The 18,393-nt window shown below is 38.0% G+C and carries 18 protein-coding genes; 9 read left to right on the top strand and 9 right to left on the bottom strand.

Annotated elements, in window-relative coordinates; genetic code table 11:
- Nucleotides 1–381: 381 nt before the first annotated feature.
- The 6 genes from chrA to U1E44_RS15700 all read right to left on the bottom strand — a co-directional run bounded on the left by chrA (nucleotide 382) and on the right by U1E44_RS15700 (nucleotide 7,268).
- Nucleotides 382–1,695 (bottom strand): chromate efflux transporter, encoded by a 1,314-nt coding sequence (gene chrA, locus U1E44_RS15725; RefSeq protein ID WP_322932067.1) that lies wholly within the window; start codon nucleotides 1,693–1,695, stop codon nucleotides 382–384.
- Between the two features lie 386 nt (nucleotides 1,696–2,081).
- Complete coding sequence (locus tag U1E44_RS15720; protein ID WP_322932066.1) at nucleotides 2,082–2,939, bottom strand: chromate resistance protein ChrB domain-containing protein; 858 nt, start codon at nucleotides 2,937–2,939, stop codon at nucleotides 2,082–2,084.
- A 152-nt stretch (nucleotides 2,940–3,091) separates the two neighbouring features.
- A complete protein-coding gene (locus tag U1E44_RS15715) occupies nucleotides 3,092–3,448 on the bottom strand; it encodes a CoA-binding protein (RefSeq protein ID WP_322932065.1) in 357 nt (118 codons plus the stop codon).
- Nucleotides 3,449–3,789: 341 nt separating this feature from the next.
- Nucleotides 3,790–4,800 carry a 3-oxoacyl-ACP synthase III family protein gene (locus U1E44_RS15710; RefSeq protein WP_322932064.1) on the bottom strand — a complete coding sequence of 337 codons (1,011 nt, stop codon included), beginning with the start codon at nucleotides 4,798–4,800 and terminating at the stop codon, nucleotides 3,790–3,792.
- A gap of 353 nt (nucleotides 4,801–5,153) precedes the next feature.
- The gene (locus U1E44_RS15705) at nucleotides 5,154–6,461 is read right to left on the bottom strand and encodes an ABC1 kinase family protein (protein ID WP_322932063.1); all 1,308 of its coding nucleotides are present in this window, start codon (nucleotides 6,459–6,461) and stop codon (nucleotides 5,154–5,156) included.
- Nucleotides 6,462–6,605: 144 nt separating this feature from the next.
- A complete protein-coding gene (locus tag U1E44_RS15700) occupies nucleotides 6,606–7,268 on the bottom strand; it encodes a TetR/AcrR family transcriptional regulator (RefSeq protein ID WP_322932062.1) in 663 nt (220 codons plus the stop codon).
- Between the two features lie 327 nt (nucleotides 7,269–7,595).
- Here U1E44_RS15700 and htpG point away from each other — a divergent pair, with 327 nt between their 5' ends.
- The 7 genes from htpG (at nucleotide 7,596) to U1E44_RS15665 (ending at nucleotide 15,165) form a co-directional block, all read left to right on the top strand.
- Nucleotides 7,596–9,485: a molecular chaperone HtpG gene (htpG, locus tag U1E44_RS15695; protein WP_322932061.1), complete on the top strand. Its 1,890-nt coding sequence runs from the start codon at nucleotides 7,596–7,598 to the stop codon at nucleotides 9,483–9,485.
- Between the two features lie 181 nt (nucleotides 9,486–9,666).
- Complete coding sequence (locus U1E44_RS15690) at nucleotides 9,667–10,752, top strand: sensor histidine kinase (RefSeq protein ID WP_322932060.1); 1,086 nt, start codon at nucleotides 9,667–9,669, stop codon at nucleotides 10,750–10,752.
- Nucleotides 10,753–10,754: 2 nt separating this feature from the next.
- The gene (locus U1E44_RS15685) at nucleotides 10,755–12,107 is read left to right on the top strand and encodes a sigma-54-dependent transcriptional regulator (RefSeq protein ID WP_322932059.1); all 1,353 of its coding nucleotides are present in this window, start codon (nucleotides 10,755–10,757) and stop codon (nucleotides 12,105–12,107) included.
- Nucleotides 12,108–12,282: 175 nt separating this feature from the next.
- Complete coding sequence (locus U1E44_RS15680) at nucleotides 12,283–12,645, top strand: hypothetical protein (RefSeq protein ID WP_322932058.1); 363 nt, start codon at nucleotides 12,283–12,285, stop codon at nucleotides 12,643–12,645.
- Between the two features lie 263 nt (nucleotides 12,646–12,908).
- Nucleotides 12,909–14,201, top strand: coding sequence for a Glu/Leu/Phe/Val family dehydrogenase (locus tag U1E44_RS15675; protein WP_322932057.1), 1,293 nt, complete (start codon nucleotides 12,909–12,911; stop codon nucleotides 14,199–14,201).
- A 92-nt stretch (nucleotides 14,202–14,293) separates the two neighbouring features.
- Nucleotides 14,294–14,713, top strand: coding sequence for a GreA/GreB family elongation factor (locus U1E44_RS15670; RefSeq protein WP_322932056.1), 420 nt, complete (start codon nucleotides 14,294–14,296; stop codon nucleotides 14,711–14,713).
- 92 nt (nucleotides 14,714–14,805) lie between these two features.
- Entirely contained in the window at nucleotides 14,806–15,165 is a 360-nt protein-coding gene (locus U1E44_RS15665; RefSeq protein ID WP_322932055.1) for a DoxX family protein, read from the top strand.
- A gap of 2 nt (nucleotides 15,166–15,167) precedes the next feature.
- Here U1E44_RS15665 and U1E44_RS15660 read toward each other — a convergent pair whose 3' ends face one another.
- Together U1E44_RS15660 and U1E44_RS15655 are read right to left on the bottom strand one after the other, a co-directional pair.
- Nucleotides 15,168–15,581, bottom strand: coding sequence for a hypothetical protein (locus U1E44_RS15660; RefSeq protein ID WP_322932054.1), 414 nt, complete (start codon nucleotides 15,579–15,581; stop codon nucleotides 15,168–15,170).
- Between the two features lie 10 nt (nucleotides 15,582–15,591).
- Nucleotides 15,592–16,149, bottom strand: a complete 558-nt coding sequence (locus U1E44_RS15655; RefSeq protein WP_322932053.1) for an RNA polymerase sigma factor — start codon at nucleotides 16,147–16,149, stop codon at nucleotides 15,592–15,594.
- A 134-nt stretch (nucleotides 16,150–16,283) separates the two neighbouring features.
- On the opposite strand from U1E44_RS15655, the gene U1E44_RS15650 reads away from it, so the two are divergent.
- Both U1E44_RS15650 and U1E44_RS15645 read left to right on the top strand, forming a co-directional pair.
- Nucleotides 16,284–16,637 (top strand): DUF6249 domain-containing protein, encoded by a 354-nt coding sequence (locus U1E44_RS15650; RefSeq protein WP_322932052.1) that lies wholly within the window; start codon nucleotides 16,284–16,286, stop codon nucleotides 16,635–16,637.
- 96 nt (nucleotides 16,638–16,733) lie between these two features.
- A complete protein-coding gene (locus tag U1E44_RS15645) occupies nucleotides 16,734–17,366 on the top strand; it encodes an MOSC domain-containing protein (protein ID WP_322932051.1) in 633 nt (210 codons plus the stop codon).
- A gap of 261 nt (nucleotides 17,367–17,627) precedes the next feature.
- Here U1E44_RS15645 and U1E44_RS15640 read toward each other — a convergent pair whose 3' ends face one another.
- Entirely contained in the window at nucleotides 17,628–18,215 is a 588-nt protein-coding gene (locus U1E44_RS15640; RefSeq protein WP_322932050.1) for a hypothetical protein, read from the bottom strand.
- Nucleotides 18,216–18,393 lie beyond the last annotated feature (178 nt).

The following is an 18,393-nucleotide window of genomic DNA, read 5'->3' as shown; positions in this document are numbered from 1 at the left end:
TATAGAAAACACCGTGCCATATCCGTGCCCTGGGCAACTGCATCTGAAGTTCAATTAAAAAAACGGGGGATGGCTAATTATGATTAAAAGTAATAAAATATTCCTTTTAAATCATTACATCAAAGCTTTAGTATTTTTGGGTGTATACCTGCTGTGTTATGGGTATTAAAATAAACATCGCATTGATACAAATAGCGAACAGTACATTAAAAAATTATCGGGCATATGACCGCCAATACTGTTGGCATTGGCTTAGAAGTGGACGTTTAGTTCTGCTAATGATTCCAAGCTATAAAGTTCATATGTAGCGCTAACAGACACTATACGTTCTTCACTAGCGAGAATACCTGAAATTCCTGTTACCGCAAAGTACTTCCCTTTTCATGACATCAACAGATAATAAACTAGACCAAAAACTGCGCTAACGCCTATCCAAGTTATCATTCCAATTTTGAATCGATACATTGCAATAAATGAGATAATTGTCCAACAGAGCGCAATGTAATCCAGCCCTGTCCAAATAACTTCTTTGGGAAATAGGACAGCCTTGCCCAAATAAATTGTCAGGTTTAGAACAACCCCAACAACTGCTGCCGTTACAAGCGAAAGAATTTCTTTTACTTTTTTATTTTCTTGTGTCCGTTCAATGATAGGTGCACCTGCGAATATGAACAAGAAGCAAGGTAAAAAGGTGTAAAAAGTTGTTGTAACCAGACCAAGTGTTCCCATTGCAAGTGAATTGCCGAAGTGGTTGTGTCCGGCCATAAAACCAACAAACACAAGTACCATAATTAAAGGGCCGGGTGTGGTCTCTCCTAGGGCAAGTCCGTCTATCATTTGTAGATTAGTGAGCCAGTTGAATTTTTCTACGCTGACCTGCGCCACATAAGGCAAAACAGCGTAAGCACCCCCAAAGGTCACAAAAGCCGCCTGTGTAAAGAATACAGATAATTTTTTCCAAAACTCAAAGTCAGCCGTGAGAAAGTAAAAGGCTATGATTGGTATAATCCATAGTAATGCACCTATTAATACTTGTTTCCAAAATTGAAACGGATTAAAACCAACATTTTTAGTAACCGTATTTTTATTGATGTAATACTCACTTTCATCTACTTCCTTTTTACTTACTGAATTACTGTTTGCTTTAAAGAATTTCGGAAATAGATTTCGACTCAATGCAGCTAAAATAATTGCGCCAAGAATAATTAACGGGAAGGGTACATTAAAAAAGAAAATACATACAAAAGCCGACATAGCAACGAAATAATGAAATGGGCTTAACAATGATTTTTTTCCAATTTTGATAAGTGCAAGAATTACAATGGCAATTACTGCGGGTTTTAGTCCGTTGAACATGGCATAAATCCAAGGTAAATTCCCATACGAGACATAAATCACACTCAATCCGAGTAGAATAAACATTGAAGGTAGTACAAAAAGAATTCCCGCTACCAGTCCGCCCCGAACACCATGAAGTAGCCAACCGATGTAAGCTGCCAACTGCTGTGCTTCGGGACCAGGCAAAATCATACAGTAATTAAGGGCATGCAAAAACCGACTGTCGCTAATCCACTTTTTTTTGTCGACTAGGTATTCGTGCATAATAGCAATCTGTCCGGCAGGGCCTCCAAAACTAATGAAGCCAAGCTTTAACCAAAACTTCAATGCTTCTTTGAAACCAGGTTTGTGTTTCATGACTATTAAAGATTTTTCATGTAAAAAATGTAACTACTACAATACCAATAAGCCAACATTCGTTGGCTGTATTTCAGCGAAAGAACGGAGCATTCGAAACCAGATTTTAATAATCGAATCTCATAATACACTGGGGTCTATCGCAAAACTTAAACCTCAAAATTAAAGCGAGGGCAACGCTCCAATACCGATTTTTAGAATCTTTACCTAAAGAAGCACCCTATATTCTATCTAAAGCCACATCCTAGTTAGTGCGCTGCATGGCCGTAATTGAATTATATCTTTTAAGAAAAAAGGTAAGATTACTATTCGCCATAAACCAACAATTTAAATTCTATACTGGACGTAAATGTATAGATGTAATTAGGTTTAAAATAGAATATGTTTTACCCTTTAGAATGTGATTTACTTTTTAGCCATTTTTTTCGAAATGTAGAAGGACTTTCACCTGTAATCTGCTTAAAAACCCTTGTAAAGTGGCTTTGGTCCGAAAAACCAGTCAAATAGGCAATCTCAGTTAGTGAGTATTCAGGATTGCTGAAAAGCTCTTTGGCTTTTTTAATCCTTTCATTGCGGATATATTCGCCAAAGTTTTTATTATCAAAATATCTCGGAAATTCTCTTGAAACATATGCCGAATTAAGATTGAGTTCTTCCGATAGTTTTCGTAAGTCAATAGTGAATTGTGCGTCTAGCTGGTCTTGAATTAAATATTTAAGCTCCTTAACCCAAGCTGGCGACCTCCCTTTTTTATTTTTTATAAATTTAAGATACACTTCATGTAGCGTTTTCTCAAAAGGACTACCCTCCAAGTGTCTTACTTCCTTAAGATACTTTGCCCAAGTATATAGGGCATCATAAAGCACAAATCCTACTTCCAACAGTTTGTAATCATCTTTGATGTTGTGGCTAAGTCCTAAATTAATTGCCCATAGTCCAGCTACCTCTGGCGCAAGGTCATGTCGGTCTGTATCTGCTCCACGTATAACAATTGCCATTTGGTGTAGGGCAGGGTCTGTAAGATTGTGCTTTCTCAGAAAATAATCGAAGGTTACCTGTTCTTTATAATGACTGTATTCTACATTTGGAATGTCGAATGGAATGGCATCTATTTCTTTACTTTTTTTTAATACATCGTTTGCAGGAACGAAGAAAAATTCGGGTTTTTTATCTATAAAATTCTTGATCAACCAAGGGCATGCTAATCGGTCAATTTTAGGTTGCTCTCTTGTTATCCACTTCATTTCAATTATATTTTTTTATTTTGACACTCCTTCTTTTGGCAATTGCACTACTTAGATGTTTCCCTAACACCGCCTCAAATTTAATGTTACCAATCTACTCCGTAGCCCATACATCGGTATGGACGTTCCACCCAAAGCATCGCAGCGCACAGTCAAAACTGCCCTGTGGCTAATAACACAAGAGTACAGGCTACTTCTACGGCTATACCTTTGTCCTGTAATAGCGCGTAAAACTCCGGATTTTCCGTACCGGGATTAAAAATAACCCTTTTGGGATTTAATCCGATAATAGCATTGTAATATGCAGGTTGATTTTTGGCGCCCACATACAGGGTAACCGTATGTATATCCTTAAAGTCTAAAAGATGGGTTTTTACGTGTACTCCATTGATAGTTCCCTCCCGAAGACCATAAGCTTCTGTTTCAATTTGGTTTTGCACTAAACGGTGTATGGCGAGATTGCTATACCGATTGGGTTTTAAAGAAGCCCCAAAAACAAGTGTTCTCACAGAAAAAGTTTAAGTTACACATTCAATTTTTATTTACTGGTTCCTTTTTTTACCTTAAAAAGGAATCGATCTAGATGGTGTTCATTTACGGCCGTTTTGGAAACGACGTGCTTTAGTTGGGTCTCACATAACCATCCGAAAAGGTTAGGTTTGTTAATTTTGTTGTTAAAATCTGTTAAGCCCTGTAACTAATCTTAAAAATATACGTCTATTGCGGCGTGGGGCAACCTATAAACATTGATAACGTTGTATATTTATAGTTAATGGTTAGTGTTTAGTACAGCCTATCAATGAAAGAAACCCGGGGCATTTGCTCCGGGTTTTTATTTTTCTTGTTGTAATTACCATCTTATGATGGCACTTCCCCAGGTAAAACCACTACCAAAGGCCGCTAGTACTACCAAAGCCCCTTCTTTTATTTTTCCTTCTTCCCAAGCCTCGGTTAAAGCAATAGGGATAGAGGCTGCAGTGGTATTGCCATATTTCATAATATTGTTAAACACCTGATCATCATTTAGACCAAACTTCTTCTGAATAAATTGTGAGATGCGTAAATTGGCCTGATGCGGAATAAGCATGTCGATATCTTTTGGAGTTAATTGATTTTTTAGTAACCCCTCCATAATAACTTCGCTAAAACGTACCACCGCATTCTTAAACACGAACTGTCCGTTCATATAAGGAAAGTATGATTCGTCGTTAGGATCGTTATCGGCTATAATATCATTTACCCAACGTTTTCCCATTCCGGGTGCTATAAGGGACAATTCTTCGGCATGTTGTCCTTCGGAATGTAGGTGAGTAGACAAGATGCCTTTGCTATTATTCTCGGCTCTGCTCAGCACGGCAGCACCCGCACCATCGCCAAAAATCACAGAAACGGATCGCCCTCTGGTAGTCATATCCAATCCATGCGAATGAAGTTCGGAGCCTATAACCAAAACATTCTTATACATACCGCTTTTTATGTATTGGTCTGCCACCGAAATGCCATAGACAAATCCCGAACATTGGTTGCGCACATCTAGGGCACCAACAGTACCTATGCCTAAATCGCGCTGCACCAAAACACCGGGTCCCGGAAAGTAATAATCTGGGCTAAGCGTAGCAAAAACAATAAAATCGATGTCGTTTTTATCTATTCCGGCGCGTTCAATAGCCACCTTTGCCGCTTTAACTCCCATTGTCGTTGTGGTGTCTCCATCTCCTTTTACAACGTGCCGTCGTTCTTTAATGCCGGTACGCTCTTGTATCCACGCATCATTTGTTTCCATGATTTTAGAAAGGTCATCGTTGGTGACTACATTCTCCGGCACATAATATCCAAGGCCTATGATCTTTGAGTTGTACATATAACGGTATGTTTGGTTTTAATCATTTTCAACATATAGAATCAAATATAACAGAAAACAAGTTGTAAACCGGAATTTACAAAAAAATAAGATCTTGCATCGGTGCCTAATGCCCATCAGAAAAAAATAAAAAATTTCTTGAAACTGACTATCCCCGAGGCAAGCCATAGGGGTATTTCGCCAGTTTCATTTTGGCCTTTGGGCCAAAAACCGAAATTTTGTATTTCACCTCACCCGGAACTGCAAAAAGACAGTTCCGACCTCTCCAAAGGAGCGATAAATAGGAAACCCCGACCCAAGGGTCGGGGAATCTTTAGATTAAAATCTATAACATAGCGGCACTACGTATCGCTTTAGAGGTATTGCTTAAAATTCTGAACCTGTACTTCTGCCTTAAGATCGTGTAAGAGGTTGAACAACCCGAAAAAAGTCCGGTTCATATACAAGAAATGTGTTGAACCTCGGTTGCCATTCATGTTACGAATTTGATCGTCTTGTGCATAGCGTTGGCTTAAGTCCGCAATGCGATTCCAAAAAAGAGTATCACCAAAATTAAAACTATCGCCATGAAAAGGTGCTGTAAATAAGCTAAGCATCTCTTTAAATAGGGCTTTAAAAAAACGAAGTTCTTGAGGCGAATCCGTTGCCGAAAGAATTTCCAATTCGTAGAGTTTGGCAGTAAAAAAAGTATCGTCTGTTAGATGTTCCTTTTGAGCCAATTCAAAATAAGGCACATAAAAGGACTCTGGAATAGATTTAATACATCCAAAATCGATCACGGTGAGCTCATGGTTTTCATTTACTAAAAAATTACCGGGATGTGGATCGGCATGTACTTTTTTAAGTCCGTGAATTTGAAACATATAAAAGTCCCACAGCGTTTGCCCAAGTTTTTTACCAAGTTCGGGAGAAAAATCGGTTTTCGTAAAATCACCTAAGAGTTGTCCTTGCATCCAATCCATGGTTAGAATACGTTCGCTGGACAGGGCTGAATAATACATAGGAAATCGTAAATCCGGTATTTCGGCACAGGCCTTTGAAATTTCCACACTCTGTTGCAACTCTAATCGGTAATCGGTCTCCTCAATCAGTTTTTGTTCTACTTCCTTAAAATACTTGTCTGAATCCTTTCCTTGTAAATTAAACATCCGAATTGCCACGGGGCGCACCAACGCCAAATCCGTAGTAATACTGTCTGCTACACCTGGATATTGAATTTTTACAGCGAGCTCTTTACCGTCTTTTGTAGCCCGGTGCACTTGGCCAATACTCGCCGCATTTATAGCGTCTTCCTGAAAAGTATCAAAAATCTCATCGGGAAATTTACCTAAGTATTTTTTAAACGTTCTACGTACTAAAGGGGCAGAAAGAGGTGGTACTGAAAATTGTGAAAGCGAAAACTTGTCTACATAAGCCTTGGGCAGCAGGTTTTTTTCCATGCTTAACATTTGTGCCACTTTAAGCGCACTGCCTTTTAGACTCTTTAATCCGTCATAAATATCGGCTGCGTTCTCCTGGTTAAGTTCCTCTTTTGTCAATTCCGGTTGCACCAATTTTTTGCCGAAATATTTCACATAATTCCCCCCTACTTTTACGCCGGTTTTTACAAGTTCACTAGCTCTCTGTATTTTACCGGTAGGAATGCGATCTAGTGTTTTCATTTATACCATAATTTGGTAAGCCATGGAAATGGCTTTGATTATCAGGATTTCTATTCTAATCGTTCTCAATACCTAATGTATACTTTCGAAGCCAATCTTTTGAAGTGAATATTTTAATAATTTCGAATTAAAAGCTTCTCAACACTAAGAATCCATTTTTTCCTTAAAAAGGAACTTCCCAAAGTCGATGATATTGTCTAGAGGGGTATTATCGAAAACATCGAATGCCGTATTTACAGATTTTTCAATGGCGATATCCGTCTTTTCGAACCCGGCCGAGGCATCATCCATCCAAAATTGTAATAAGAATAAAAATTGAAGCCAAGCCGCTTCAGAGAACAGACGCGGATGATGTTGTGTTAATTTGTACGTTTTTTTTGCATTGCCTTCGTCAATTAAATCTGTCGCAAAACCTAATAACCGTTTTCGCATGTCTTTTAACTGGGGTAGGTTTTTCAACATTGGGCGATGTTCTTTAAGGCAAAAAAGCACATAACTCCTATTTAAAGTCAAAATTTCGAAGAGGGTAAAGAAAAAGGTCAGTAATTTTTCTCTTTGGCCATACCCCTGATACGCTTCATTGGCCTGAAGTAGGCTCTGAACATTGTCGTAAAAGGTAGTCCAAATGGCCTTTTTTAAGCCTTCCAAAGATCCAAAAAGCGCATAAAAAGCAGGCTCTTCTATGCCTAGGCTTTGGCAGAATTTATAGACCGATTTTGGGTGGTGCTCATGCTCCAAGACGTAATTCATATAATGCGCAATCAGTGTCTCTGGAGTCGTCTCTTTGGTGTGCGTTTTTTTTGCCATTAGTTATTCTTTATTATATCGCGTTCGTCATAATTTAATTTCACGAAGGTTGGAGCCCTAGATGTAACAAAAACGTGCCCTTTCAGGCACGTTTTCTAACAACCTAACCAATAAATAAGAAAATTTGATTTTGAAATAAGATTCCTTTTCATAGCAATTTAAATCCCAAAACCGTAGCAAATATACAAAATGTTTAATATTATCTAAAATTTATTAAACAAAATAATGTTAAATTTTCCCGAACAAAATAGTGTCAGTTTGTCACCCTTTTCACTTCTGGTATTTTTTTTGACCTAGACCATATACTAACATTTAAATTTTTGAAGTATGGCCTCAGGCAAGATTAATGTTTCCGTTGAAAACATATTTCCGCTCATTAAAAAGTTTCTTTACAGCGACCATGAAATTTTCCTTCGCGAGCTCATTTCCAACGCTACCGACGCTACCTTAAAACTAAAGCATTTAACGGCCATCGGCGAGGCTAAGGTAGACTATGGCAATCCTATGATTGAAATTAAAATTGACAAGGAATGCAAAAAATTGCACGTCATAGACCAAGGCATTGGAATGACCGAAGATGAGATAAAAAAATACATTAACGAAGTGGCTTTCTCCGGTGCCGAAGAATTTCTTGAAAAATATAAGGATTCTGCCAAAGATTCGGGTATTATAGGACATTTTGGACTGGGTTTTTACTCTGCCTTTATGGTGGCTTCCAAAGTAGATATCATCACCAAGAGCTACAAGGACGAGCCGGCAATTCATTGGAGCTGCGATGGGTCGCCCAACTTTACAATTACCGCATCAGAAAAACAAGATAGAGGCACAGAGATTGTGCTCCATATTGCGGAGGATTCTACAGAATTTTTAGAAGAACACCGTATTGGCGAATTGCTCCGCAAATACAATAAGTTTATGCCTATTCCGATTAAATTCGGTACTCGGACAGAAACGCTTCCCAAACCGGAAGGAGCTAAAGAAGAAGATCCTGCCCCCACCAAGGAAGTAGATAATATCATAAACAACCCCAATCCGGCGTGGACGAAACAACCGACCGATTTAGAGGACAAAGATTATAAAGATTTTTACAGGGAATTATACCCCATGCAATTTGAGGAACCCCTTTTCAACATTCATCTTAATGTAGATTATCCTTTTAATTTAACAGGTATTCTTTACTTTCCCAAGTTGACCAATGAATTTAATATTCAAAAAGATCGCATTCAACTGTACCAAAATCAAGTGTACGTAACGGATAATGTTGAAGGAATTGTTCCCGAATTTTTAACCATGTTACGGGGAGTTATAGATTCGCCGGATATTCCCTTAAATGTTTCGCGTTCGTATTTGCAAGCCGATGGTGCGGTAAAAAAAATAGCGGCCTACATTACCCGAAAGGTGGCAGACAAATTGGCATCACTTTTTAAAAATGATCGAGAAGATTTTGAAAAGAAATGGAACGACATTAAAATTGTGATTGAGTACGGTATGCTATCAGAGGATAAATTCTTTGAAAAAGCGGAAAAATTTGCACTGTATCCTTCTGTAGATGGTACCTATTATACGTTTGAAGAGCTACAGGAAAAAGTAAAAGACACGCAAACCGATAAGGATGGTAATTTGGTATTGCTTTATGCTTCCGATAAAGAAGCTCAGCACAGTTACGCAGCAGCGGCCAAAGCCAAAGGGTACGAGGTTTTGCTTTTAGACTCTCCCATTATTCCGCATTTAATGCAAAAATTGGAAACCTCTAAAGAGAAACTGTCTTTTGCCAGAGTAGATGCGGATCATATCGATAATTTAATTAAAAAAGAAGATACCCAAATATCTAAACTTTCTGATGAGGAAAAAGAAAAGCTAAAGGCTTCCATAGAGGAAGTGGTAAAAGCCAAAGGATATACCATTCAATTGGAAAGTATGGATAGTACGGCCTCACCTTTTATTATTACGGAGCCCGAATTTTTGAGACGCATGAAAGATATGCAACGTACAGGTGGCGGTGGCGGTATGTTTGGCATGGGAAATATGCCCGATATGTACAATCTAGTGGTTAATACAAATCACGAATTGGTAACCGAGATTTTGAACACTAAAACAGACAAAAAGAAAGAACGCCTTATTAATCAGTCGCTAGATTTGGCACGGCTTTCTAAAGGGTTATTAAAGGGTGAAGAACTTACGAACTTCATAAAACGAAGTTACGAGATGATTAAATAACATTCTTTTTGTAAAATTTAAAAGCCGCCTCAACCCAAATGAAGCGGCTTTTTTTATTTTAAAAATGAGAAACACTAGATTTTGTGCGCTATTTAACCTGAATTCCCCTCAATAATTTCCGTAAGAATAGAATATTTTAGAACTTTAAATCTTTAGCCTCATAAAGAGGATTCGTGTAGCTATGACCACAGAAGAAAAACTAAATGAAAGAATAAAGGAACTTACGTGTCTTTATCAGGTAACCACCATCATTGGCAATTGCGATTATGACCAAATTGAAACTTCATTGAAAGCCATAGTGTACTCCCTAGAAAAAGCATGGCTTTATGTGGAAGACACCTATGTTACTCTAGTTTGTGGCGATTTTAAAATTACTACAAATTCCAAGGGCATTCCGCTGGTTGCTCTAAAATATCCTATTTCCGTGTTTAATAAAAACCATGGATATATTGAGGTAGGTTATCCGGATAGTAAATATTTTTTCTCCGAATTCTTAGATGAAGAAAAAAAATTGCTAGAAAGTGTGTGTATGGATGTGGGCAACTTGCTCGAGAAAAAACAGATTCGCGACAACGAAATGGTGATGCGGCGGCAGATGGAACGCAAAGATCGACTCAATATCTTGGGTGAAATTTCGGCAGGAATTGCACACGAACTAAATACACCCTTGGCCAATATCCTCGGTTTTGCCGAATTACTTAAAACAAGCATAAAAGATACAAAGGCTCAAAAAGACGTAGACAAAATTGTAGACAGCGCCATTTTCTGTAGGGAAGTAGTAAAAAAACTGATGTTTTTTACTTGCGAAATGCCGCAACATATGGGTGCGGTGGATCTTAGAGCCGTGGTAGAAAACGTTTTTACGCTACTAGATCCTACCCTTAAAAAAAACAAGGTAACCTACACCCTGTCATTTAACAAGGAACTTATTGAACTTAAAGCAGACACCGTGCAACTGACTCAGGTTTTTTTTAACCTTGTGATGAATGCCATTTATTACTCTCCAGAAAATAGCAGTATCGATATTTTGGTCACAGACCGTACACAATCAATAACGATAGAAATTGCAGATCAGGGAACTGGTATAGACCAAAAGAACGCCGACAAAATATTTGAACCTTTTTTTACCACCAAACCCATAGGCGAAGGCACGGGACTAGGTCTTAGTGTAGTACACGGCATCATCAATAGTCACAAAGGAAGCATTATGCATAAACCCAATACTCCAAAAGGAACTATTTTTATCATTCAATTACCTAAATTATAGCCATGGCGTTTCGCAAAGAGAATATTTTAATTGTGGATGACGATATCAATATTTTAGAACTTGTTCAACGGCATTTACAGGCTATGAACTACCATACCTACAAAGCAGTTTCGGTAAAAGAAGCCGTATCCATACTTAAAGATAGTGTTATTGATGTATTGATCACCGATCTAAAAATGCCAGAAGTAGATGGTTTTCAGCTCATTAAATATGCCTCAGAGCACTATCCTACAATGCCTATTTTGGTAGTAACCGGATTTCCAACCCTGAATAAGGAACTGGAAGAAACCAACACTACATTAAAAATGGATTATTTAATAAAGCCGTTTACGCGCGAAGAACTGAAATTGGCACTCGATGGGTTATTGAACGCTTCGGATCTGGAGCAGACCAATGACAAAAGGAAAGTGTCGCTACATACAAACCTTCCGGAAAATTCGTTTGGGGAGCTTATTGGAACATCTACTGCCTTTAAAAAAATCACTGAAATCATTGATCGGGTAAAAGACAACAGAGCTACTATTTTGATCCGTGGTGAAAGCGGCACCGGCAAAGAACTTGTAGCCAGAGCCATACACTATTCCGGAAAATTTTCAAGAGCCCCATTTATAGCTGTGAACTGTGGTGCCATACCGGAAAATTTATTAGAAGCTGAACTGTTCGGTTACGAAAAAGGGGCTTTTACCGGTGCTCAAGAGTCTAGAAATGGATTCTTTCAGGCTGCACATCATGGCACCATTTTTTTAGATGAAATTGGCAACGCTCCTTTACAAGTACAAACTGGCCTTTTGCGTGTGCTACAGGAAAAGGAAGTTACCAGAGTGGGTTCGCAAAAAACGGAACGAGTAGAAGTTAGGGTGGTCGCAGCCACGAATAGTGATTTAGAAAACCTCATTACCCAAAAACTTTTTAGAGCGGACTTATTCTACCGCCTAAGCGTCGTAGAAATAAATGTGCCCCCGTTACGACAACGAAAGTTGGACATTCCGTTGTTAGTAGAAAAATTCCTTCAAAAATACGGCATGGAATACAAAGATCGGATCCTTAAAATAAGCTCGGAAACCATGGCGATACTGAAGCGGTATGATTGGCCCGGAAATATAAGAGAGCTTGAAAATGTAATACAAAGAGCGGTGATTATGTGCGACAAACAAATAGAGGTACAACATTTACCAGACACTTTAAAATTTGAGATTAACTTTCCAAAAGAAACCTTTGTTCCGCTTAGAATAATGGAGCGAAATTATATTAAAGAAGTCTTAAGTGCCTATAATAATAATAAGACCAAAGCCGCCGAAATACTACAGATCGATCGAAAAACACTACGACAAAAATTGGATGAAACAAACGGGTAATAATTCCTCGCATGGGTAAATATTACCCACCATCACCATGTATTTATTTGTATTTAAATAAGCATAAATATCTAATTAACAAAGAGTTATATTATTAATTTATTTTTATAATCCAATTGGCACACTACTTGTCATAAACAGCATAAATAAGTATTAACTTTTAAATTTATGTATTATGATTAAGTATGCTCTCATAACCCTATTTACGTTAGGATCATTTCAGTCGTCAGAGGAAATTAGCACTCAAGTAGAAGATGTTAAAGTAGGTACCGTCCTAAAAATTGGTGAAGCCACTACTAGTACCTATGCACACATTAATTTCCCCAGAGCCAATTTTATTATAAAAAGAGGCGGATTGGCAAATTATAAAAGTGTTGAAGGAAACCATGTGGTTGTCACAGACGTGGTTACTAAAGCAAATGGCGAGAAAGTAATCACCTTTGAAAGAAAGAACGGCCAAAAATTCTTCAGAAATTATACGTCGGTTAGTGCCAATCTGGCGAAAGCTTTAGAGGCTGGTGAACTTAGTATAAAATAAAAGCCCTAAGGGTTGGTTAAACGTGTGCTGCTTGGCTTTTCAAATTTTCAATATCAGAAAAATATGAATGTCAAGCAGCTTTTTTACCTTACAGCAACATCAATTGTCCTTGTGGGTAACGCCATAATTACAAGATTGTTCAAATAAGAGTATTAAAATTTGACCGGATCTTTAAAAAGGCTTTTGTTGGCGCATACGCAAAGTAGCCCTTGTACTAACCGCAAAAAAATACGAATTCCTCAATTTACGCATAACAATTGTATATGACCACAAAAAAAATAACTCAATCCTTACCGGTAAAACAAGGTATGCTGGACAATGTGATGCGGCAATTTAACCATGCGGCCGATATCATTAACCTCAATCCCAACATCAGAAAAATACTAGAGATCACCAACAATGAACTCGTTGTCCATTTCCCTGTTAAAAGAGACAATGGAGAGGTAGAAATATTTACAGGATATCGTGTACAACACAACAACGCACTGGGCCCTTACAAAGGTGGATTGCGTTACCACCCCACTGTAGATATTGATGCTGCAAGAGCATTGGCTATGTGGATGACATGGAAAACCTCATTAGCCAGCTTACCCTACGGAGGAGCTAAAGGTGGGATTCAGCTCGACCCAAAAAAATACTCGCATTCGGAACTGGAACGTATTACCCGTAGATTTACATACGCCTTAGGTGATAATATTGGTCCGGAACTGGATATTCCCGCCCCAGATGTAAATACAAATCCGCAAACCATGGCCTGGATACTAGACACGTTTATGTCTACCAAGTCACCTTCCGAAAGATCTACCAATTTGCACGTGGTAACCGGAAAGCCCATAGGGGCAGGAGGTTCAGAAGGAAGGGACAGAGCTACAGGATACGGTGTTTTTTTATGTATTAAATTTTGGGCAGACCAAAATAAGATGCCTTTAAAGGAAAAAAAATACATCGTTCAGGGTTTTGGAAATGTGGGGTATTGGACATCCTATTTTATGGAAAAAGAAGGTGCCATTCTAGTGGCTGTTCAAGATGCGTCCGGAACTATTGCGAATGAAAATGGAATAGCCGTGGATGCGCTTTTTACACATACGCAAGAAAATAAAGGCGGAGTGCAGGGCTTTCAAAATGCCTACCCCATAGAAAGCGATGCCTTTTTTGGGTTTGACTGTGATATTTGTATACCTGCTGCATTAGGCAATCAAATTACAGCAGAAAATGCTCCCGACATTAAAGCCTTTCTTATTGCCGAAGGTGCAAACGGCCCTACAGATGTGGGCGCAGAGCACATTCTTTTAGAGCGTGGAATTACTATAATTCCGGATATTCTTTGCAATTCCGGAGGCGTCATTGGAAGCTATTTTGAGTGGCTTCAAAACCGCAACGGTGAAATTTGGCAATTGCAAGAGGTTATGGACAAATTGAAGAAAAAATTGGAGGAATCTTTCTCAAAGGTTTTAGACACTGCGGAGAAAAGAAAGGTAGATATGCGTACCGCCGCCTTTATAATCGCCATAGAGCGCTTAGAGCAAACCTATGTACAAAGAGGAATTTTCCCGTAAACAGGGTTTTTTCTCTTACAAAAAAATAGTAGGAGAAGATCAAGATTCGCAAATTAAGAAGAAGACATTGTGTACAACCATAAGAGAATCAAATGAAATACAACAGTCTTATTTTAGAAAAAAAAGAATACGTATTGTTAAAGCGTTTTCTTAACCTATCTATATATTCTAAAGATATCGACTATATCGCCTCGATAAAACAGCTTTCGAAAGCCTTACAATTTGCTCAAATATTGGATGAGAAAGAAATGCCCAAAGATATCGTTCGCTTTAATTCTGTGATTACATTAGATCTAGCCGAAAGTGGAATACAAGAAGTGGAACTAGTGGTGCCTATTAAATCGAACAAAAAAGCGGGTAAAATATCCATTTTATCGCCCTTAGGCATGGCTTTAATTGGACGTGCGGGAGGCGATAGCATTAGTGGTGATCTTATTCCCGGAACAACGCATTGCACTATTGTTGGCGTTACCCAACCCAACGATAGGTCTCTTTTATCCATTGCCTTTTAAGGAATTTAAGGCTCCCTCGCAAAGTACATAATTTAGGGTGTAATTTTCTAAGATAAATATAGCAATCCAATGTATAGAACTACCTTGTATCCATGAAGTATCCTTGGCATCTTTACCTTATGGCGGCTCTTTATGTTGTTGCAGGAATTATGCATTTTGTAAAACCCAAAGTGTATTTACGCATTATGCCTAGATACCTTCCCTATCCTAAGCTTTTGGTAGCGTTAAGTGGTGTTTTGGAACTCGTTTTAGGCATTGCACTCTGTTTTGCCCAGACTAAAAACAGCGCTGTTTATGGCATTATTATGATGCTCGGCCTCTTTTTAATAGTCCACTTTTACATGCTTTCAGGAGAAAAAGCATCGGCGGGTATTCCGAGATGGATTCTTATTTTGCGCATTCCGTTACAGTTTGGATTGATGTATTGGGCCTATACGTATTTAGCACTATGACCCTAGCTAAACCGGATACGATGATCCATATACCGTTTTAGGATGAATAATTGAATATAGAAGAAAAGGATTAATCCAATGATACTGTACCATAAAGTTTCTGAAAGAACACTATTTAAACTCGCTATATACCCTTCATACTTTGTAAGAAAATCAAAATTCATTGTGTAAAGGAATGAGATTCCCTGATCTGTATTTTCAAAAGCAACATAAAGGATTATTCCAACTAATACCGTTCCCAAAAACCCCCAGAAAGTGTTCGAAATTAGTGGTTTATAGGTGGTTGTAGAAACTGGCAAATTCAACTGCTCAATGCTTTGAAGCACTCTCGACGTCAATTGTTCCGAAGGAGCATCTAATCCGGCTTCTTTTACCATTTTTTTAATAAACAAATCGAGCTCTTTATCGTCATTCATGTCTGTATATTTATATTTTTTCCAGTTTCAATAGCCCTTTTAATACCTCAGCAAGCTTTTTTCTGCTTCGAAACAATCTCACTTTCAAGGTATTTACAGAAAGACTCATAATTTTTGATATTTCTTCCAAAGAGCACTCCTCATAATAAAATAAGGTAATGACCAATGCATCTTCCGCATCTAAGGTATCCATTGCTTTTTTAATCACTTTTTTGCGATCCTGTAGCTCCATCACTTCTTCAGCTTGTCCCGAGTGTATCGCCTTTAAATCGGCTATGGATGCTGTTTCCCTATTCCTTTTCTGCCTTTTTAATACATCCAAGCTTTTGTGGTAGGCAATTTTATATACCCAGGTAGAAAACTTGGCTTCGCCCTTGAACTTTGGCAACTGTGTATATACGTTTACAAAAGTATCTTGTGCCACTTCTTCAGCATCTTCATTGTTTTTCACGATACGTAGTGCTAAAGTAAACACCATATGCTTGTAACGGTCTACCAAAACGGCAAAAGCCTTGGTATCTCCCTTCAGGGTTTGTGCAATAAATGGTTGGTCCAATTCTGGGTTCATTATACCATAAGACGTTTACATTCCATGACAGGTTACTCAAAACATAAAATAATTTAGGAAATTTTGGTAACCTCAGTACACTTTATGTCGTCATACCCTAAAAATATATTCATTAATCCTTAAAAAACAATCACATGGCAGGACCTGTTCTCATTGTCGCTTTAATATTCGGAGCAATATTCGGCGTATTTTATTTGTATTATTCCACACGAAACAAGGAACGTTTAGCACTTATCGAAAAAGGAGCCGATGCCAGCATTTTTGTGCAACAAAGGCGGGGAACGCCTGCCCCATTTTGGAAAATTTTCATTCTTAATCTTTCCCTTTTGTTAATAGGTATTGGGTTGGCTATTTTTATTGCCGCTTTTTTGGTGCATACCGTTGGCTTAGAATTTCAGGTAGCCTATCCCGGAACCATTTTTCTAATGGCGGGAATCGGACTTTTTGTGGGGTTTACATTAACCAAAAAGATGGACAAAGAGCATTAATTGGTTGGTTAAAGTAAAAAATGTAAAAACCATTGTATTTCTTTGCAATGGTTTTTACATTTAGTACAACCCACTCACACTTAAACCTCAAATAAAATGAAGATCATCGCAACCAACCTTGGCAAAAGCACCACCTTTTTATGGAATGGAAAAGAAGAGACTACAGGCATCTTTAAATATCCAACGGATAAGCCCTTATTTTTGGGTAAAACTGATGTAGCAAACGATACGGTCATAGATCGTGTGCATCATGCGGGAGAAAATAAGGCTTGTTATCTTTTTTCTACAGCGGAATACGATTATTGGAAACCCATGTATCCGAAGCTACAATGGAATTGGGGTATGTTTGGCGAAAACCTGACCATAGAAGGTTTGGATGAAACTCAAATGCGGGTTGGTGCTATATATAGGATTGGCGATGCGCTTGTACAGGTGTCTCAACCAAGAGAACCTTGTTATAAACTGGGCATTCGCTTTGGAGATCAAAAAATGATATCCCAGTTTGTAAAACGTTCTCGTCCGGGCACTTATGTTCGTGTGTTAACTGAAGGTTGGGTAACACCAGGCGATAAGATGCTTTTAGAAACACCATCGCAAAATCCTTTAACTGTACAGCAATTCTATACGCTTTTGCTTCAAAAAGAAAAAGAACCAATGCTAGTTCAACTCGCATTAGATAATCCTTCCGTACCTCAATATAAAAAAGAACGATTAAAAAAGTTTATCTAAATTATGCCATTCCCACATAAAAAAAAGGAAACATAAGGAATAAGAGGTGCCTTATTTTTTGAGTGTCTCTAAAATATGGAGGATTTGTAGTGCCATGTTTTAGTTGGAGAAGAGAAGAACCTGAGTGAATAGATATACAGCTATTTTTGATTTGTATTTCTTTGATAGGTTTTCCCGCTGCACTAAATATCAATAAAAAAAAGGAGCCTGCCCAGCCCCTTTTCTTGAATTAACTTAACTTAAATAAACAACCAATAATTACTAATTAACAACAATATCTTTATAGTAAGTGTTTGTTTTGTCTTTCACTACTACGGTATAGCTGTCCTTTTTGGCACTTTCAAAATTAAAGGCCTTCTCTACCAATAGTTTATCAGCCACTACTTCGGAATATAATAATCTGTAGCTGCTGTCGTACACCTTAATAGAAACTTCCTTTTGCTCCAGATTCAAAAGATTCAGAAAAATAACCTCTCCTTTGGTTCTAAAAACCGGTTTGGCATTTTCTTTCCTGCTTACCACTTTTAAATCGGCATCATTTACAGCTACGGTGTAAGAAATAACGCGAAGATCGTTTTCCATGGTTAAGTAATACGTGCCACTGGCAACATTCTTAAAGTCGAATTTCTTACTATAGTTGCCTTCTTTTGCGAAATTCTGAGAAAAGATCACATTATTTTGGGCGTCTATAATTCTGACCGTGGCACTTCCGGATTGGCCATCCAGTTTAAAAACTAGACTTTTGGCAGCTTCATTAGCTACTACGCTTAGTTTAGGCTCATTTGCCATGCCCGCTACTGTAACGAACATAAAGGCAACAACTGCGGAAAATTTAATAATTGTTTTCATAATTTTACTTTTTAGATGTGATTAATAAATCAATTTCTACGATACAAACTTACCACAGTTTAAAAGCCCTCACTACAGCACATTTCTCTAATTTATATGCTATTTTAACCTTAATTTTATGTTAATTATAGCCAAATGGTAATTTAGCATATATTTTGGTTAATTTTGCAAAGATAAA

The sequence above is a fragment of the Aurantibrevibacter litoralis genome, assembly GCF_034651555.1.
Lineage (GTDB): Bacteria > Bacteroidota > Bacteroidia > Flavobacteriales > Flavobacteriaceae > Aurantibrevibacter > Aurantibrevibacter litoralis.
Note: the sequence above shows the minus strand (reverse complement) of the source record. Positions and strands in the feature narration are given on the sequence as shown.

What these genes read in the sequence shown, in the direction of transcription:
- U1E44_RS15680 (WP_322932058.1), top strand. Translation starts at nt 12,283, where the DNA reads ATGATTAAGTATGCTCTCATAACCCTATTTACGTTAGGATCATTTCAG.
- U1E44_RS15685 (WP_322932059.1), top strand. Translation starts at nt 10,755, where the DNA reads ATGGCGTTTCGCAAAGAGAATATTTTAATTGTGGATGACGATATCAAT.
- U1E44_RS15690 (WP_322932060.1), top strand. Translation starts at nt 9,667, where the DNA reads ATGACCACAGAAGAAAAACTAAATGAAAGAATAAAGGAACTTACGTGT.
- U1E44_RS15700 (WP_322932062.1), bottom strand. Translation starts at nt 7,268, where the DNA reads ATGGCAAAAAAAACGCACACCAAAGAGACGACTCCAGAGACACTGATT.
- U1E44_RS15720 (WP_322932066.1), bottom strand. Translation starts at nt 2,939, where the DNA reads ATGAAGTGGATAACAAGAGAGCAACCTAAAATTGACCGATTAGCATGC.
- U1E44_RS15710 (WP_322932064.1), bottom strand. Translation starts at nt 4,800, where the DNA reads ATGTACAACTCAAAGATCATAGGCCTTGGATATTATGTGCCGGAGAAT.
- U1E44_RS15640 (WP_322932050.1), bottom strand. Translation starts at nt 18,215, where the DNA reads ATGAAAACAATTATTAAATTTTCCGCAGTTGTTGCCTTTATGTTCGTT.
- U1E44_RS15665 (WP_322932055.1), top strand. Translation starts at nt 14,806, where the DNA reads ATGAAGTATCCTTGGCATCTTTACCTTATGGCGGCTCTTTATGTTGTT.
- chrA (WP_322932067.1), bottom strand. Translation starts at nt 1,695, where the DNA reads ATGAAACACAAACCTGGTTTCAAAGAAGCATTGAAGTTTTGGTTAAAG.
- U1E44_RS15650 (WP_322932052.1), top strand. Translation starts at nt 16,284, where the DNA reads ATGGCAGGACCTGTTCTCATTGTCGCTTTAATATTCGGAGCAATATTC.
- htpG (WP_322932061.1), top strand. Translation starts at nt 7,596, where the DNA reads ATGGCCTCAGGCAAGATTAATGTTTCCGTTGAAAACATATTTCCGCTC.
- U1E44_RS15660 (WP_322932054.1), bottom strand. Translation starts at nt 15,581, where the DNA reads ATGAATGACGATAAAGAGCTCGATTTGTTTATTAAAAAAATGGTAAAA.
- U1E44_RS15675 (WP_322932057.1), top strand. Translation starts at nt 12,909, where the DNA reads ATGACCACAAAAAAAATAACTCAATCCTTACCGGTAAAACAAGGTATG.
- U1E44_RS15655 (WP_322932053.1), bottom strand. Translation starts at nt 16,149, where the DNA reads ATGAACCCAGAATTGGACCAACCATTTATTGCACAAACCCTGAAGGGA.
- U1E44_RS15670 (WP_322932056.1), top strand. Translation starts at nt 14,294, where the DNA reads ATGAAATACAACAGTCTTATTTTAGAAAAAAAAGAATACGTATTGTTA.
- U1E44_RS15705 (WP_322932063.1), bottom strand. Translation starts at nt 6,461, where the DNA reads ATGAAAACACTAGATCGCATTCCTACCGGTAAAATACAGAGAGCTAGT.
- U1E44_RS15645 (WP_322932051.1), top strand. Translation starts at nt 16,734, where the DNA reads ATGAAGATCATCGCAACCAACCTTGGCAAAAGCACCACCTTTTTATGG.